The organism is Saccharothrix violaceirubra (genome assembly GCF_014203755.1).
Lineage (GTDB): Bacteria > Actinomycetota > Actinomycetes > Mycobacteriales > Pseudonocardiaceae > Actinosynnema > Actinosynnema violaceirubrum.
Window position 1 is genome coordinate 504,114 of record NZ_JACHJS010000001.1, and the last position, 14,606, is coordinate 518,719.

Annotated in this window: 16 protein-coding genes; 11 read left to right on the top strand and 5 right to left on the bottom strand. The window is 70.2% G+C overall.

The features are described from left to right. The first annotated feature begins 49 nt into the window (after positions 1-49). From F4559_RS02480 to F4559_RS02515, 8 genes are all read left to right on the top strand, one after another. Positions 50-433: a GntR family transcriptional regulator gene (locus F4559_RS02480; RefSeq protein ID WP_184665960.1), complete on the top strand. Its 384-nt coding sequence runs from the start codon at positions 50-52 to the stop codon at positions 431-433. Further along, a complete protein-coding gene (locus F4559_RS02485; protein ID WP_184675387.1) occupies positions 433-1,290 on the top strand; it encodes an ABC transporter ATP-binding protein in 858 nt (285 codons plus the stop codon). Before F4559_RS02480 ends, F4559_RS02485 begins: the two co-directional genes overlap by 1 nt. Further along, positions 1,287-2,276: an ABC-2 membrane transporter-related protein gene (locus F4559_RS02490; protein WP_184665961.1), complete on the top strand. Its 990-nt coding sequence runs from the start codon at positions 1,287-1,289 to the stop codon at positions 2,274-2,276. Before F4559_RS02485 ends, F4559_RS02490 begins: the two co-directional genes overlap by 4 nt. 79 nt (positions 2,277-2,355) lie before the next feature. After that, the gene (locus F4559_RS02495) at positions 2,356-3,543 is read left to right on the top strand and encodes a 5-(carboxyamino)imidazole ribonucleotide synthase (RefSeq protein WP_184665962.1); all 1,188 of its coding nucleotides are present in this window, start codon (positions 2,356-2,358) and stop codon (positions 3,541-3,543) included. Then, a complete protein-coding gene (purE, locus tag F4559_RS02500) occupies positions 3,540-4,034 on the top strand; it encodes a 5-(carboxyamino)imidazole ribonucleotide mutase (RefSeq protein ID WP_312865443.1) in 495 nt (164 codons plus the stop codon). The genes F4559_RS02495 and purE overlap by 4 nt, the downstream gene beginning before the upstream one ends. A gap of 47 nt (positions 4,035-4,081) precedes the next feature. Next, positions 4,082-5,245, top strand: a complete 1,164-nt coding sequence (locus tag F4559_RS02505; protein WP_184665963.1) for an acyl-CoA dehydrogenase — start codon at positions 4,082-4,084, stop codon at positions 5,243-5,245. 140 nt (positions 5,246-5,385) lie between these two features. Next, positions 5,386-7,116: an ATP-binding protein gene (locus tag F4559_RS02510; RefSeq protein ID WP_184665964.1), complete on the top strand. Its 1,731-nt coding sequence runs from the start codon at positions 5,386-5,388 to the stop codon at positions 7,114-7,116. 41 nt (positions 7,117-7,157) lie between these two features. Further along, positions 7,158-7,583, top strand: a complete 426-nt coding sequence (locus tag F4559_RS02515) for a hypothetical protein (protein WP_184665965.1) — start codon at positions 7,158-7,160, stop codon at positions 7,581-7,583. Here F4559_RS02515 and F4559_RS02520 read toward each other — a convergent pair. Continuing rightward, positions 7,580-8,044: an SRPBCC domain-containing protein gene (locus tag F4559_RS02520; protein ID WP_184665966.1), complete on the bottom strand. Its 465-nt coding sequence runs from the start codon at positions 8,042-8,044 to the stop codon at positions 7,580-7,582. The genes F4559_RS02515 and F4559_RS02520 overlap by 4 nt on opposite strands. A 167-nt stretch (positions 8,045-8,211) precedes the next feature. Here F4559_RS02520 and F4559_RS02525 point away from each other — a divergent pair, with 167 nt between their 5' ends. Beyond that, positions 8,212-8,625, top strand: coding sequence for a DoxX family protein (locus F4559_RS02525; protein WP_184665967.1), 414 nt, complete (start codon positions 8,212-8,214; stop codon positions 8,623-8,625). Here F4559_RS02525 and F4559_RS02530 read toward each other — a convergent pair whose 3' ends face one another. From F4559_RS02530 to F4559_RS02540, 3 genes are read right to left on the bottom strand one after another with little or no spacing between them, the layout of a single operon-like run. Next, complete coding sequence (locus F4559_RS02530) at positions 8,626-9,318, bottom strand: TIGR03089 family protein (protein ID WP_184665968.1); 693 nt, start codon at positions 9,316-9,318, stop codon at positions 8,626-8,628. A 21-nt stretch (positions 9,319-9,339) separates the two neighbouring features. Beyond that, a complete protein-coding gene (locus tag F4559_RS02535) occupies positions 9,340-10,488 on the bottom strand; it encodes an LCP family protein (RefSeq protein WP_184665969.1) in 1,149 nt (382 codons plus the stop codon). Positions 10,489-10,521: 33 nt separating this feature from the next. Next, a complete protein-coding gene (locus tag F4559_RS02540; RefSeq protein ID WP_312865444.1) occupies positions 10,522-11,955 on the bottom strand; it encodes an LCP family protein in 1,434 nt (477 codons plus the stop codon). 244 nt (positions 11,956-12,199) lie between these two features. Here F4559_RS02540 and rfbB point away from each other — a divergent pair, with 244 nt between their 5' ends. Continuing rightward, positions 12,200-13,186 (top strand): dTDP-glucose 4,6-dehydratase, encoded by a 987-nt coding sequence (gene rfbB, locus F4559_RS02545; RefSeq protein ID WP_184665971.1) that lies wholly within the window; start codon positions 12,200-12,202, stop codon positions 13,184-13,186. After that, entirely contained in the window at positions 13,183-14,076 is an 894-nt protein-coding gene (gene rfbD / locus F4559_RS02550) for a dTDP-4-dehydrorhamnose reductase (RefSeq protein WP_184665972.1), read from the top strand. The genes rfbB and rfbD overlap by 4 nt, the downstream gene beginning before the upstream one ends. On the opposite strand, the gene F4559_RS02555 is transcribed toward rfbD, so the two are convergent. After that, positions 14,077-14,517, bottom strand: a complete 441-nt coding sequence (locus F4559_RS02555; protein ID WP_184665973.1) for an Imm1 family immunity protein — start codon at positions 14,515-14,517, stop codon at positions 14,077-14,079. Between the last annotated feature and the right edge of the window lie 89 nt (positions 14,518-14,606).

Here is a 14,606-nt window from a genome sequence, read left to right on the forward strand (position 1 = left end):
TTCCGGTCAACTAGTGTCTTAGTTGACTAGAACAATCTGGAGGCGTCGGGTGGAGTTCCGCATCGACCGGTCCAGTGGTCTCCCCGCGTACCTGCAGCTCGTGCGGCAGGTGCGCGAGGCGTTGCGGCTGGGGTGGATCGGTCCGGGTGACCGGCTGCCGACCGTGCGCGAAGTGGTGGCGAGCAGCGGTGTCAACGCGAACACGGTGCTCAAGGCGTACCGCGAGCTGGAGTTGTCCGGGCTCGTGGAGGCGCGTCAGGGCTCGGGGACGTTCGTGAAGGCCACGCTGGGGTCGACCGACCCCGCCGTGCTCGCGGAGCTGCGCGGCCGGTTCGCCGCCTGGGTCCGGGAGGCCCGCGATGCCGGACTGGACAACGAGGACGTGGACGCGCTGGTGCGCTCCGTCCTGTCGGACGAAGGGGAAGTCGGATGATGGCCGTGGTCGACACCGCGTCGGCGGTGCGCGCGCGGGACCTTGGCAAGCGCTACCGCGCCAAGTGGGCGTTGCGCGAGTGCACGTTCGACCTGCCCAAGGGGCGGGTCGCGGCGCTCGTCGGCGCCAACGGCGCGGGCAAGACGACGTTGATGAGCGTGCTGTCGGACCTGCTGGTGGCGGACGAGGGCAGCGCTCTGGTCGACGGCCGGGTGGCGTTCGTGGCCCAGGAGAAGCCGGTGTACCGGCACTTCAGCGCGGCCGACATGCTGCGATTGGGCGCGCACCTGAACACGGTGTGGGACCAGGAGCGCGCCGAGCGGTGGCTGGAGCGGTTCGAGATCCCGCTGGACAAGGCGTGCGGGAAGCTCTCCGGCGGTCAGCAGGCGCAGGTGGCGTTCGCGCTGGCGATCGGGTCCCGGCCGGCCGTGCTCATGCTGGACGAACCGCTGGCGAACCTGGACCCGTTGGCCCGCCGCGAGGTCACCGCCGAACTTCTGTCCGAAGTGGACGAAACCGGGATGACCGTGCTGCTGTCCACGCACGTCGTCTCCGAACTCGGCGGCGTCGCGGACTACCTGCTGCTGCTCGCGCACGGCCGCTTGCTCGCCGGCGGCGACGTCGACGACCTGCTCACCGGGCACGCCACGTTCGTCGGCCCGAGGTCGGACGCGCCGCCCGTGCCCGGCACGGTCGTGGAGGCCCGGCACAACGGCGGCCAGTCGACGTTCCTGATGTCCCTGCCCGAGGACGGCCCGCGCCCGCGGGCGGGAGCCGGCTGGGTCGAACACCCGGTGAACCTGGAGGAGTACGTGCTCGCCCACCTCGGCGCGAACCGGAAGGGGATCGGGGCATGACCACCGCCACCGCGTCGACTTCCACCACTCGATCCCGCGTGGGCTGGGGCGACCTGCTCTGGCTGACCTGGCGCCAACACCGCTGGGTCGTCTCCGTGACGACCGCGCTCCTCGTGCTGGGCTGCGCGATCACGCTGTACCTGGCGACGACCGTCGAAGCGCCGGCCATCGACGCCGAGCTGTTCGGCATGGGGTATCACGGCCTCGCCCAGTTCGCGGCCGGGTCGCACTGGCTGGTCGGCGTGCTCGTCGCCGTGTTCTGGGCCGCGCCCGTGGTGTCCCGCGAGTTCGAGCAGCGCACCCACCTCGTGGTGTGGGGCCAGAACCTCACGCCGGGTCGCTGGGCGCTCGGCAAGATCGTCCTGCTCGGGGCGCCGGCGGTGCTGCTGGTCGCCGCGTACACGCAGTGCCTGCGGACGTTGTTGATCTCGCTCAACGAGGTCGCCGCCGCCGACCGGACGCACGTCATGTACAACCTGTTCGACCAGGCGTACGAGATCTCGCCGCTGGTCCAGGCCGGCTACACGGCGTTCGGGTTCGCCCTGGGGTTCGCGGTCAGCGCCCTGAGCCGCAACACCATCGTGTCCATGGCCGTCACGCTCATCGGGTATGGCGTGGTGCGCATGCTCGTCACGTTGCTGTGGCGGCCGAACTTCGCGACCCCGCTGCGCCACTCCCAGCCGAGGGGCGAAATCGGTCCCTACGACCAGGGAATCGAGGGGCACGTGATGTACGTCGGCGGCGGCTGGGCCGACACCAAGGGCAACGAGGTCGACTTCCCCCACGCCTGTTCCAGGTCCTTCGACACCAAGGAGGCCATGGACAAGTGCCTGGCCGACAACGGGGTCGCGGGCTACTTCACCGACTACCACCCGGCCGACCGGCGGATCCCGTTCCAGCTCTTCGAGACCGGGATATACGTGGTGCTCACGGCCGCCCTGCTGCTGCTCGCCTACCGCCTGGTCAAGCGGTCCCACCGGCTCTGAGACCACTCCACCGGGCGTGGTCCCGCACACTCGGGGGTGTGCGGGACCACGCCGTTTTCCCAGGTAGACTCCTTCGACCGTGGACTCCCGAACTCGCCTGCCCGTCGTCGGCATGATCGGCGGCGGCCAGCTCGCCCGCATGACGCACCAGGCCGCCATCCCGCTCGGCCAGTCGCTGCGAGTCCTCGCCGAGACCGACTCCGACCCGGCCGCGCTCGTGGCCCGCGACGTCGAGTACGGCAAGCACACGGACCTCGACGCGTTGCGCGCGTTCGCCAAGTCGTGCGACGTGATCACGTTCGACCACGAGCACGTGCCGCAGGAACACCTGCGCGAACTGGTGGCCGGCGGCGTGAAGGTCCACCCCGGCCCCGACGCGCTCGTGCACGCGCAGGACAAGCTCGTGATGCGGGTCCGGCTCGCGGAACTCGGGCTGCCCGTGCCGCCGTTCGCCGAGGTGAAGTCGGAGGCGGACGCGGTCGCGTTCGGTGCCGAGCACGGCTGGCCGTGCGTGCTCAAGGCCATCCGGGGCGGGTACGACGGGCGTGGCGTGTGGATGCTGAACACGCCGCAGAGCGCACATCGGGTCGTGGCCGAACTGCTCGAGGCCGGTACGCCGCTGATGGTCGAGCAGTGCGTGCCCATGCGCCGTGAGCTGGCCGCCCTGGTGGCGCGGTCGCCGTTCGGCCAGGGCGCCGCGTGGCCGGTCGTGCAGACCGTGCAGCAGGACGGGATCTGCGTGGAGGTGCTCGCGCCCGCGCCGGACGTGGACGGCGAGGAGGCGCAGGAACTCGCGCTGCGGATCGCGCACGAGCTGGGCGTCGTCGGCCTGCTCGCGGTCGAGCTGTTCGAGACCGACGGCGGGCTCGTGATCAACGAGCTGGCCATGCGCCCGCACAACTCGGGCCACTGGACCATCGAGGGCGCGCGCACGTCGCAGTTCGAGCAGCACGTCCGCGCGGTCCTGGACTACCCGCTGGGCTCCACGGACCTGGCCGCGCCCGCCGTCGTGATGGCCAACGTCCTGGGCGCCGCCGAGCCGCCCGCGATGGGGCCCGACGAGCGGCTGCACCACCTGTTCGCCCGGTTCCCCGACGTCCACGTGCACCTGTACGGGAAGGCGGAGCGGCCGGGGCGCAAGATCGGCCACGTGACGATGCTCGGCGAGCGGCCGGCCGACGTGCGCGAACGGGCGAGGCTCGCCGCGCACTGGCTGTCGACGGGCGTGTGGCAGGACGGGTACGACATCCACGGAGGACAGCGGTGACACAGGTCGGCGTGATCATGGGCAGCGACTCGGACTGGCCGGTGATGAAGGCCGCGGCCGAGGCGTTGGCCGAGTTCGACGTCGCCTGCGAGGTGGGCGTGTACTCCGCGCACCGGACGCCGCAGCGGATGCTGGACTACGCGACGTCGGCGGCCGACCGCGGGCTGAAGGTGATCATCGCGGGCGCGGGCGGCGCGGCGCACCTGCCGGGCATGGTGGCGTCGGCGACCGTGCTGCCGGTGATCGGCGTGCCGGTGCCGTTGAAGTACCTCGACGGCCTGGACTCGCTGCTGTCGATCGTGCAGATGCCGGCGGGCGTGCCCGTGGCGACGGTGTCGGTGGGCGGTGCGCGCAACGCGGGGCTGCTGGCCGTGCGGATGCTCGCCGCGTCCGACGAGGGGCTGCGCAAGCGGATGGCCGAGTTCCAGGCGTCGCTCGAGGAGTTGGTCCTGGCGAAGGACGAGGCGCTTCGGCTGCGGACAACGGAGTGAACGCGCGCTAACATCCTGGTAGTACGCCCTACCGGGAGGTAACTTTCGTGGACCCCAACTTCGGTACCTACCAGCTCGCCGAAGAGCACGAGGCGCTCCGCGAGGCCGTCCGAGCCCTCGCGGACAAGGAGATCGCGCCGCACGCGGCCGACGTCGACGAGCGTGAGCGGTTCCCGACGGAGGCGCTGAACGCGCTGGTCAAGTCGGGTTTCGCGGCGGTCCACGTGCCCGCGGAGTACGACGGCCAGGGCGCGGACTCGGTCGCCACCTGCATCGTGATCGAGGAGGTGGCGCGCGTCTGCGCGTCGTCGTCGCTGATCCCGGCCGTGAACAAGCTGGGCACGATGCCGATCCTGCTGGCGGCGTCGGAGGACCTCAAGCGCCAGGTGCTCCCGTCGATCGCGTCCGGCGAGGCGATGGCGTCCTACGCGTTGTCCGAACGTGAGGCGGGCTCCGACACGGCGTCCATGCGCGCGCGTGCGCGGCTGGACGGCGACCACTGGGTGCTCAACGGGACGAAGTGCTGGATCACCAACGCGGGCGAGTCGGCCTGGTACACGGTGATGGCCGTGACCGACCCGGACGCCCCGAAGAAGTCGCAGGGCATCTCGGCGTTCGTGGTGCACAAGGACGACCCGGGCTTCGTCGTGGGGTCCAAGGAGCGCAAGCTGGGCATCAAGGGCTCGCCCACGCGGGAGATCCACTTCGAGAACTGCACGATCCCCGAGGACCGCATCATCGGCGAGCCGGGCACGGGCCTGAAGACCGCGTTGCGCACCCTGGACCACACCCGTCCCACCATCGGCGCCCAGGCCGTCGGCATCGCGCAGGGCGCGCTGGAAGCCGCGGTCGCCTACGTCAAGGACCGCAAGCAGTTCGGCACCGCGATCTCCGACTTCCAGGGCGTCCAGTTCATGCTGGCCGACATGGCGATGAAGGTGGAGGCGGCCCGGCACATGGTCTACGTGGCGGCGGCGAAGGCCGAGCGCGGCGAGCCGAACATCGGCTTCATCACGGCCGCCGCCAAGTGCTTCGCGTCGGATGTCGCCATGTCCGTCACGACGGACGCCGTGCAGCTCTTCGGCGGCGCGGGCTACACCCGTGACTTCCCGGTGGAGCGCATGATGCGCGACGCGAAGATCACCCAGATCTACGAGGGCACGAACCAGATCCAGCGCGTGGTCATGTCGCGCGCGCTGCTCCGGGGCTGAGTCCGCGCGTTTCGGCCCGGGCGCGTTCGTCCTCGGCGACCGAGGGCGTCCGGGTCGGTACGTCGCCATGTCATCTTCATGTCAATCATCATGCTAACTTGTCATGCTAAGAGTCACTCTTAGCATGATGGGTCGGTCCCATGACGGACGAGGAACTCGCGGAGATCGTCGGGAACCTTCGCGCTTTGGGCAGTGACGTCGCGGAGGTCGAGGCCAAGCGCGCCCAGACCGGTCTGCCGCGCAGTGTCCGCGAGACACTCTCGTCGTTCGCCAACACCGCGGGTGGCGTGCTGATCCTCGGTCTGGACGAGAGCAGGGGCTTCTTCGCGTCGGGCGTGGCCGATGCCGCCAAGACCACGGCGGATCTGGGCGCCATGTGCTCGACGGAGATGGAGCCGCCGGTCCGGCCGCTGATCCGGGCGCACCTGTTCGAAGGCGTGACCCTTGTCGTCGCGGAGATCCCTGAGGCGGACCCGTCGCTCAAGCCCTGCTACTACAAGGGCGCGGGCGCGACCAAGGGCAGCTACGTGCGGGTCGGCGACGGTGACCGGCAGTTGTCCGCCTACGAAGTCCAGATGTTGATTTCCTCGCGTGGTCAACCGCGTGAGGACGAGCAGGCCGTCGTGGGCAGTTCGATCGATTCCCTCGACCCGGATGCGGTCCGGGCGCTCGCCGCCAGATTGCGGCAGACCCGCCCCTACGCCTTCGGAGACCAGTCCGACGAGCAGGTTCTTCGCGACATTCGGGCCCTCGTCGTCGACGCGAGCGGTGCGGAACGGGCTTCCCTCGCCGGACTGCTCACTCTCGGGCGGTATCCGCAGGGCTCCTTTCCCCAGCTCATGCTCACCTTCGTGCACTATCCGACCGAAGGGGGCGCGGACGACGCCACCGGCGAGCGCTTCGTCGACAACGTCATGGTCGAAGGTCCGATCCCGGTGATGGTGCGCGAGACCATGGCGGTGATCCGGCGGAACATGTCGCGTCGAGCCGTCGTGACGGGACACGGCCGCAGCGACGTCTGGGAGTACCCCGAGACCGCCTTGCGCGAAGCGGTGGTCAACGCCTTGGCGCACCGGGACCTCTCGGCTCCGTCACTGGGCACCCAGGTCCAGGTCGAAATGTACCCGGACCGGATTTCCATCCGGAACCCCGGCGGGCTGTTCGGCCCCGTCACCCTGGACACGTTGGGCGCCGAAGGGATCTCGTCCTCGCGCAACGCCACTTTGCTCAAGATCCTCGAAGACGTCACCGTGCCCGGCGAGTCCCGGACCGTGTGCGAGAACCGGGGCTCGGGAATCCGGTCCATGATGGCGGCGTTGCGGGCGGCGGGGATGAGCGCGCCCAGGTTCGTGGACCGCATCTCGTCCTTCACCGTCGAGTTCCCCAGCCACTGCCTGCTCGGCGCCGACGCGGTCGAGTGGATCGCCGGCCTGGGCGAGCAAGGGTTGACCGACAGCCAGTGCATGGCCTTGGCACTGCTGCGTTCGGGGCAGGTGCTGGACAACGGCGCGTACCGGGCCGCGACCGGTCTCGATTCGCGGGTGGCGACGGTCGAACTCCAGGATCTGGTCACCCGAGGCCTGGTCGAGCAGACCGGGACCCGGAGGTGGGCGCGGTACCGGTCGGCGGCGACGCCCGCGGACCGGACCTCCGTCGACCGGCCTTCCGCGTGGGGTGACCGGCGCGGTCGGATCCTGGACGCTCTCGGCGGGAAGACGTTGTCGCGCGCCGAGCTGTCCTCCGCGACGGGTCTGTCCGACCAGACCGTCCTGCACTGGCTGAGAATCCTGCGTGGCGAGGGCGTCGTCGAGATCGTCGGTCCACCGCGCAGCAGGAACGCGAGGTACCGCCGGACGGGCCGCCGGGTCTGAACGGCCACGCCGGCGGGCCGTCGTCGGCTACCTTGCGGGGTGTGGATCTTGATGGGCAGGCGGAGAACGTCAAGCACCTGGAGTTCATCCAGGGGGTCATCACGCGGGTGGCGAACAGTTCCTTCCTGATCAAGGGCTGGACACTTACCGTCACCGCGGCGCTGCTCGGGTTCGCCGCGCAGGGTTCGAGTCGGCGGCTCACCCTCATCGGGTTGGTCGCCGTCGTCGGCTTCTGGGTGCTCGACGCCTTCTACCTGCGTCAGGAGCGCCTCTACCGCAAGCTCTACGACGACGTCCGGCGCGACCTCGACTTCGAGCGGTTCAGCATGGACGTGAGGCCGTACCGCAAGGCCGTCCCGCTGTGGAGGGTGTTGTTCTCGCGCACGCTCCTGGTCTTCTACGGCGCGCTCGTCCTCGTCACGCTCGCCATCCTGATTTTCGCACCGATCGTGCAGAAGATCCGCTAGAGCGTCTTCAGGTACGCCTCCAGGCGGTCGTAGCTCGCGGTCGCGCCGTCGTCCATCCCGGCGCCCAGGGCACGATCGCGCGCCTCGCGCGACGGGAACCACATCGTCCGCACGACGGTCGTGCGCGACGCCCCGTCCGCGACGAACTCGGTCGTGTTCACCGTCCGCGCCCAGTCGCCGCCCCACGACTCGGTCTGCTGCGTCCGCGAGCACGGCGTCACCTCCAGGTACTCGCCGTCGGTCGACAACTCCGATCCGTCCGCCCGCCGCCACTCCATGTGCCACCGGCCGCCCTGCCGCAGGTCGATCTCGCACACCGGCATGGTCCAGCCCTCCGGTCCGAGCAGCCAGTTCACGACGCGCGCCGGATCGGTGAACGCGGCGAACACCAGTTCCTGCGGCGCGTCGAAAGACCTGGTCAGCGCCAGCTCCACCGGGGACGGTGTCGTCCACGTGCTCATTGCTCCTCCTTCGGCCGGGCTCGTCCCAGAAGTGTCGGCAGCCGTCGGCCGGTCCGCTCACCGAGCGACGCGAGTACCTGTCGACTGCCTGTCAACCTCGGCTCGGAAGTTGAACCTTCCACTAACGTCGGCCGGGCGAAGAGGACCTCTAGAGGGGAGTTCGAGGAATGCTCAAGGACGTTGCCGCCCTGCTCGGCCGTCTGGGTCTCGGCGTGGTGTTCATCGCCCACGGCTCGCAGAAGCTGTTCGAGTACGGCCCCGCGGCCACCGCCGCGTCGTTCGACCAGATGGGGATCCCGCTGCCCACGCTGTCCGCGTGGTTCACCACCGCCGTCGAACTCGGTGGCGGGATCCTGTTCATCCTGGGCGTCGCCCTGCCTGTGGTGAGCGCGCTGCTCGCGTTCACGATGTTCGGCGCGCTCTTCCTGGTGCACCTGTCCGGCGGCCTGATCGGTCCGCAGGGCTTCGAGTACGTGCTGGTGCTCGCGGTGGCCGCGCTCGCGATCGGCTTCAACGGCGGTTCGCTCGTGCTGTCCCGGTTCTTCAAGAACAGCACGAGTCGCGAACCCGTCGCGGGCTAGCTAGCCCACGAGATCGAGCGTCGTGCGCTCGCTGGTGCGCCGGGCGGCCTGCCGCCCGGGGTCGGCGTTGCCGACCTGCACCAGCGAGCCACCGCCCGCCAGCACGGCCAGGAACCCGTTCAGCACGCCGTCCGGGAAGGCCCACTCCACAGTGGACAGCACGCGCGAGGCGGACGTGATGCCCAACGTCGTGGCCCGCTGGCCGGCCTCCGCGACCACTTCGTCCACAGTGGACGAACCGAGCGCGAGCGCCGTGCCGGGGATCGCCGCGTAGGGCGTGAAGTGGTCGCCGTGCAGGCGCACGTCGTCCAGGTAGTCCACGGGGTTGCCGCCGCCGAGTCCCATGGGGTGCAACGACGCCACGGCCGTCACGTCCGCGCCCGGCGCCGCGATCCCCGGCCCCACGACGGCCACCTTCACGTCGCGCGGCACGTCGGTCACCACGGCACCCGCCCACCAGGCGCCCAGCAGCACGCCCGCCGTCTGCCAGTGCGCGGGCATCAGCACGGCCACCGGGTCGCCCGGCTCGACGTCGTGCTCGTCGCGCAGCCAGTTCGCCGTCTTGGCCGCCCAGTTCGCCAGCGTCGCGACGGACAGCTCGACCCGGCTGCCGACCGCGTCGTCGTAGTGCGTGATCACGGGCCGGCCGGGATCGGACAGCAGCGGCAGGAACAGGCGCTCGGTGACGGTCACGCGACCACGCTACCGGTGCGGCTAGTCCACGCAGGGCGGCCCCTGGAGCGCGACACGACGTGGTCCGCCGTCCAACGACAGCCCCAACCCGCCGGTCAGCTTCCGCGCGGTCGGCGTCGGGTCCTTGGGGCCCAGGAGCTGCGCCACGAACGCCTTCACGGCCGCGGGGTCGACGGTCACCACGCTCTGCCCCCGGTCGTTGCGCGCGCCGACACCGGTCACCGGGATCGTGGCGAACCCGACGTTGCCGCCCGCCAGGCCCTGCGCCTGGCCCGCGAGCGTGGCCAGGTCGAAGCCCTCGTCCACGACGATCGACTTGCGCACGGCGTCCAGCAGCCCGGACAGCTTCGCCGGGTCGGTCAGCGTGCCCGCCGAGAGCAGCCGGGACACCGCCGCCGACATGAACACCTGCTGCCGCGCGATGCGGCCGAGGTCGCCGCCGGGCAGGTTCTTGCGCTGGCGCACGAACGCCAGCGCGTCGCCGCCGGCGATGTTCTGCACGCCCGCGCGGAAGTTCGCGCCGGAGTCCGGGTCGCTGGTGGCGTTGTTCAGGCACACCTCGACGCCGCCGATCACCTGGGTGAGCAGGTAGAAGCCGTAGAGGTTGATCTCCGCGTAGTGGTCGACGCGCACGCCGGTCAGGTCCTGCACGACCTGCACGAGCGCGAGCCGGCCCGCCTGGTCACCGCGTTGCGACCGTTCGTCGAGGTCGTGCACGCCCTCCTGCTGGAGTCGCTCCATCGTGTGGAACTTGGTCAACCCGTACGCCGAGTTGATCTTCTCCTCGCGCAGGCCCGGGATCGGCACGTACGTGTCGCGCGGGATCGAGACGGCGTGCGCCCGGCTCCCGTCGCGCGGTACCCGCAGCACGATGATCGTGTCGGTGTTGAGCGTGTCCGTCGCCTCGGTGCGCAACTGCCGCAGCACGTCGGCGGGCAGCGGCCGGCCCTGCGCGTCGGTGCGGCTGTCGCTGCCCACGAGCAGGATGTCCAACGCGCCGTCGTCGGCCGGCGGCGAGTTCGGCACCTCGGAGAGCTTGGCGATCACGTCCGTGGTGTTGACGCTGTCCTGCACGCGCCGCAACGTCGACCAGGTGTAGCCCGACACGGCGAGGACGGCCGCCGACAGCAGCACGACGAGTGCCCGTCCGACGACCAGCGCGGCCTTCACTGTTCCTCCTCGCGCCGGGACGGGCCCGTCGGTCTAGTTCACGCAGACCACGCCTTCGGCGGTGATCGGGGGAGCGGCGTCCGTCGTCGGGAGCCCGACTCCGGTGCCCGCGACGGGCGCGGGGTCGGCGGGGCTGTGGTCACCGCCCAGGACGACCCGCACCTGCCCCCTAGGCACGGAGTCGTCCTCCCGTGCTTCGGTGTTACCGCCCAAGGCCGAGATCACCTTGTCGGCGTTCGCCCGTTCGCCCGGTGGGTAACGCACGGCACTCGTGGCCAGTTGCGGGCCGCTCCGCGCGCCGCCGTCCCGGAACCCCTGGGACACGAGCGCGGAGAGCACGGTCGCCGCGGCGCCGGGCATGCCCGCCGAGTTCACCACCTCGACCGTGATGGTCGAGTTGTCCGGACCGGCCGCGGTCGTGGTCGGCCCCGCCGCGGTGGTCTTGGGCGGGTCGACCGCCAGGTTGCGCACCATGTTCTTGACCTGGGCCGGGTCGACGGGGAGCACGTTGCCGTCCTCCCACACGTCGTACGGGTCGCCGGTCGGGATCGTGCGGAACTGGATGTTGCCCGACACCAGGCCGGACATCTGCTCGGCGAACTCGGTGATGTTCCACCGGTCGCTGAGCACGACGGACTTCTTGACCGCGGACACCAGGTCGTCCAGCTTGCCCAGGTCGGTGAGCGTGCCGGTGGACAGCACCTTGCTCGCCAGCGCGCCGATGAACACCTGCTGCCGCACGATCCGGTCGAGGTCGCCGCCGGGCAGGTTGTTGCGCTGGCGCACGAACGACAACGCGCTCCGGCCCTCGATCGTCTGCCGCCCGGCCGGGAAGTCCGCGCCCGAGTCGGAGTCCTGCGTGGCCTCCTTCAGACACACCTCGACGCCGCCGACGGCCTTGGTGACCTCGTAGAAGCTGGCCAGGTTCACCTCGGCGTACCGGTCGATCACGATCAGCCCGCCGGTCAGCTCCTCGATGGTCTTGATCAGGGTCTTGCGGCCCGCCTGGAGCGACTCGCGGTCGATCCGCGCCTGGTCGGTCACGCCCTCCTCGCGCAACCGGGTCGCGGTGTCGGTGCGTTGACGCACCATCGCGGAGTTCAGCTTGTGCTTGCCGAAACCGTCCGCGATCTCCACGTACGAGTCACGCGGGAACGAGATCGCCACCGCGCGCGTGCCGTCCTGGGGGATGTGCACCAGGATCATCGTGTCGGTGTTGAGCGTGCCGTCGGCCTTGCCGCCGTTGAGCAGCGCCAGCACCTCCTCGGACAGCGGGTTGCCCTGCGCGTCCGTGCGGCTGTCGACGCCGACGAGGAGGATGTCGATGGCGCCGTCGAGCGGCTTGCGCGTGTGGCCCTGCTGCTCCTCGGCCTGGGCCACGATCACGTCCGTCGTGGTGATGCCCTCGTCGAGTTGACCGATGTAGCGCCAGCCGTAGCCCGTGACGACGAGCACCGCGACGGACACGAGGGTCAGGAGTGACCGCCCCGTCACCACGAGTACACGCGCCGCGGCGGATCTGGGCGGACTGCCGTCCACTGGTGGTGCCTCCCCCGTCAGGTACTGCCTACGACCAAGGTTAACGGCGGGCGGGCGAACCTCGCTCGACATTCCTCTTATACGGGAGAGGTTGTAACAACGGAGTGGGTTGTGCGGTTAAACCCCGTGACACACTGCGATGGAACCGACAGGCATCGGAAGGGCTTGGAGCATGCGCGTACTGGTGACGGGTGGAGCCGGGTTCATCGGCTCGCACTACGTACGGGAGTTGGTGCGCGGCGCGTACCCCGCCTACGCGGACGCGGAGGTGGTCGTGCTCGACAAGCTCACCTACGCGGGCAACGAGGCCAATCTCGCGCCCGTGGCGGACGACCCCCGGTTCAGTTTCGTCCGGGGCGACATCTGCGACCGTGAGCTGGTCAGCGGCCTGATGCGGGGCACGGACGTGGTCGTGCACTTCGCCGCCGAGTCCCATGTGGACCGTTCGATCGACGGCTCGGCCGACTTCGTGCTGACCAACGTCCTGGGCACGCAGGTGCTGCTCCAGGGCGCGTTGGAGGCGGGCGTGGCGAAGTTCGTCCACGTGTCGACGGACGAGGTCTACGGCTCGATCGACGAGGGTTCCTGGACCGAGGACCACATCCTCGAACCCAACTCTCCGTATTCGGCGTCGAAGGCGTCCTCGGACCTGTTGGCGCGTTCGTTCTTCCGCACGCACGGGCTGCCCGTGAGTATCACCCGGTGTTCGAACAATTACGGGCCGTATCAGTTCCCGGAGAAGGTCATCCCGTTGTTCGTCACGAACCTCGTGGATGGTCGTAACGTTCCGTTGTACGGGGACGGGCTCAACGTCCGCGACTGGCTGCACGTGGACGACCACTGCCGGGGCATCCAGCTCGTGCTGGAGGGCGGCCGGGCGGGTGAGATCTACAACATCGGCGGCGGCACCGAGCTGACCAACCGCGAGCTGACCGAACGCCTGGTGGCCGCGACCGGCCGGGACTGGTCGGCCGTCGAGCCGGTCCAGGACCGCAAGGGCCACGACCGGCGCTACTCGGTCGACATCACCAAGATCTCGACCGAACTGGGCTACGCGCCCAAGGTCGACTTCGCCACCGGGCTGGCGGACACGGTCGAGTGGTACCGTTCGAACCGGTCGTGGTGGGAACCCCTCAAGCAGCGCGCGGCCCTGGCATGAGCCTGGCGTTGTTGGTGCCCGGTGGCCGCGGCCAGCTCGGGCACGACCTGGTGGGCGCGGCGCCCGCCGACGGCCTGGTGCACGCGCCGTCGTCGGCGGAGCTGGACCTGACGGACGCGGCGGCGGTTGTGGACGCGGTGGCGTCCTTCGCCGCCACCGCGCGCGACGGCGGGCTGCGGCCCGTGGTCGTGAACGCCGCCGCCTACACGGCCGTGGACGCGGCCGAGACCGACGAGGAACGGGCGTTCGCGGTCAACGCCGTGGGACCGGGGTCGTTGGCTGCGGCGTGCGCGGCGCACAACGTGCCCTTGTTGCACGTGTCGACCGACTACGTCTTCCCCGGCGACGGGACCGAGCCTTACGCGGCCGACGCGCCGACCGGGCCGCGGTCCGCCTACGGGCGGACGAAGCTGGCCGGCGAGCGGCGCGTGCTGGAGGCGTGGGAGCGGTCCTGGGTCGTCCGCACGGCGTGGGTGTACGGGGCGAACGGGGCGAACTTCGTCAAGACCATCGCCCGGTTGGCGGGCGAGCGGGAGACCCTTTCGGTGGTCGACGACCAGCGCGGGTCGCCGACGTGGTCGCTCGACCTCGCGCGCGGGCTGGTGGAGCTGGCGTCGCTCGTCGTGCGGACGGACGTGCCCGGCCGGGTGCTGCACGCGACCGGCGGCGGCGAGACCACGTGGTGTGGGTTCGCGCGGGCGGTGTTCGAGGAACTGGGCCTTGACCCCGCGCGGGTCCGGCCGTGCGGGACCGAGGACTTCCCGCGCCCGGCGCCCCGGCCCGCCTACTCGGTGCTGTCCGGCGCCGAGTGGGCGGCGGCGGGCCTGACTCCGTTGCGACCGTGGCGCGACGCGTTGCACGAGGCGGTCACGTCCGGCCTCGTGCCGTGATCACAGGGCGGTCCAGCGGACGTTCTCCGGCCGCTGGGCCGTCGTCAGGAAATCCTTGAGCGCACTGCCGAGCGTCTCGATTGGTACGCCCGATCCGGCGGGGTAATCGACGTACTCGCTGCGGTATTCGGGTGACGCGGCGTCACCGTGCAACGTGGAGTAGTCGTTGTCGGGGTCGGCGTAGGTGAGGTAGCCGAAGCCGTCACCGACCGCCACGGCCATGTCGTGGTCCGGGAGCTTCGTCGCGCCCGGTTCTCCCAGCAGGCCTTCGGTGTCGTCGAGGAGTTCGCGATCCTGGTGCTCGATCACGGCCGGGCCGGCGCCGGGTTCGGCGAGCCTGGTCAGGAGGGTGTCGACGTCCTCCGGGGCGGTGACGGTGAGTTCGTCGGCGGCCTCGGTGTCGTGCGGGTCGGTGATCGGCCAGACTGCGGTGAAACTCATGACGGGCATTGTTCCAGCGACCGCGCACAGTGACCAATTCACTGATGACATTGGGCCGTTGGAGTGGACTAACCTTGACGCACTGGTTT

Bases quoted from the DNA above. Each gene is read 5' to 3' on its own strand.
- F4559_RS02485 (WP_184675387.1), top strand. From the start codon at position 433: ATGGCCGTGGTCGACACCGCGTCGGCGGTGCGCGCGCGGGACCTTGGC.
- F4559_RS02490 (WP_184665961.1), top strand. From the start codon at position 1,287: ATGACCACCGCCACCGCGTCGACTTCCACCACTCGATCCCGCGTGGGC.
- F4559_RS02510 (WP_184665964.1), top strand. From the start codon at position 5,386: ATGACGGACGAGGAACTCGCGGAGATCGTCGGGAACCTTCGCGCTTTG.
- F4559_RS02520 (WP_184665966.1), bottom strand. From the start codon at position 8,044: ATGAGCACGTGGACGACACCGTCCCCGGTGGAGCTGGCGCTGACCAGG.
- F4559_RS02525 (WP_184665967.1), top strand. From the start codon at position 8,212: ATGCTCAAGGACGTTGCCGCCCTGCTCGGCCGTCTGGGTCTCGGCGTG.
- rfbB (WP_184665971.1), top strand. From the start codon at position 12,200: ATGCGCGTACTGGTGACGGGTGGAGCCGGGTTCATCGGCTCGCACTAC.
- rfbD (WP_184665972.1), top strand. From the start codon at position 13,183: ATGAGCCTGGCGTTGTTGGTGCCCGGTGGCCGCGGCCAGCTCGGGCAC.
- F4559_RS02555 (WP_184665973.1), bottom strand. From the start codon at position 14,517: ATGAGTTTCACCGCAGTCTGGCCGATCACCGACCCGCACGACACCGAG.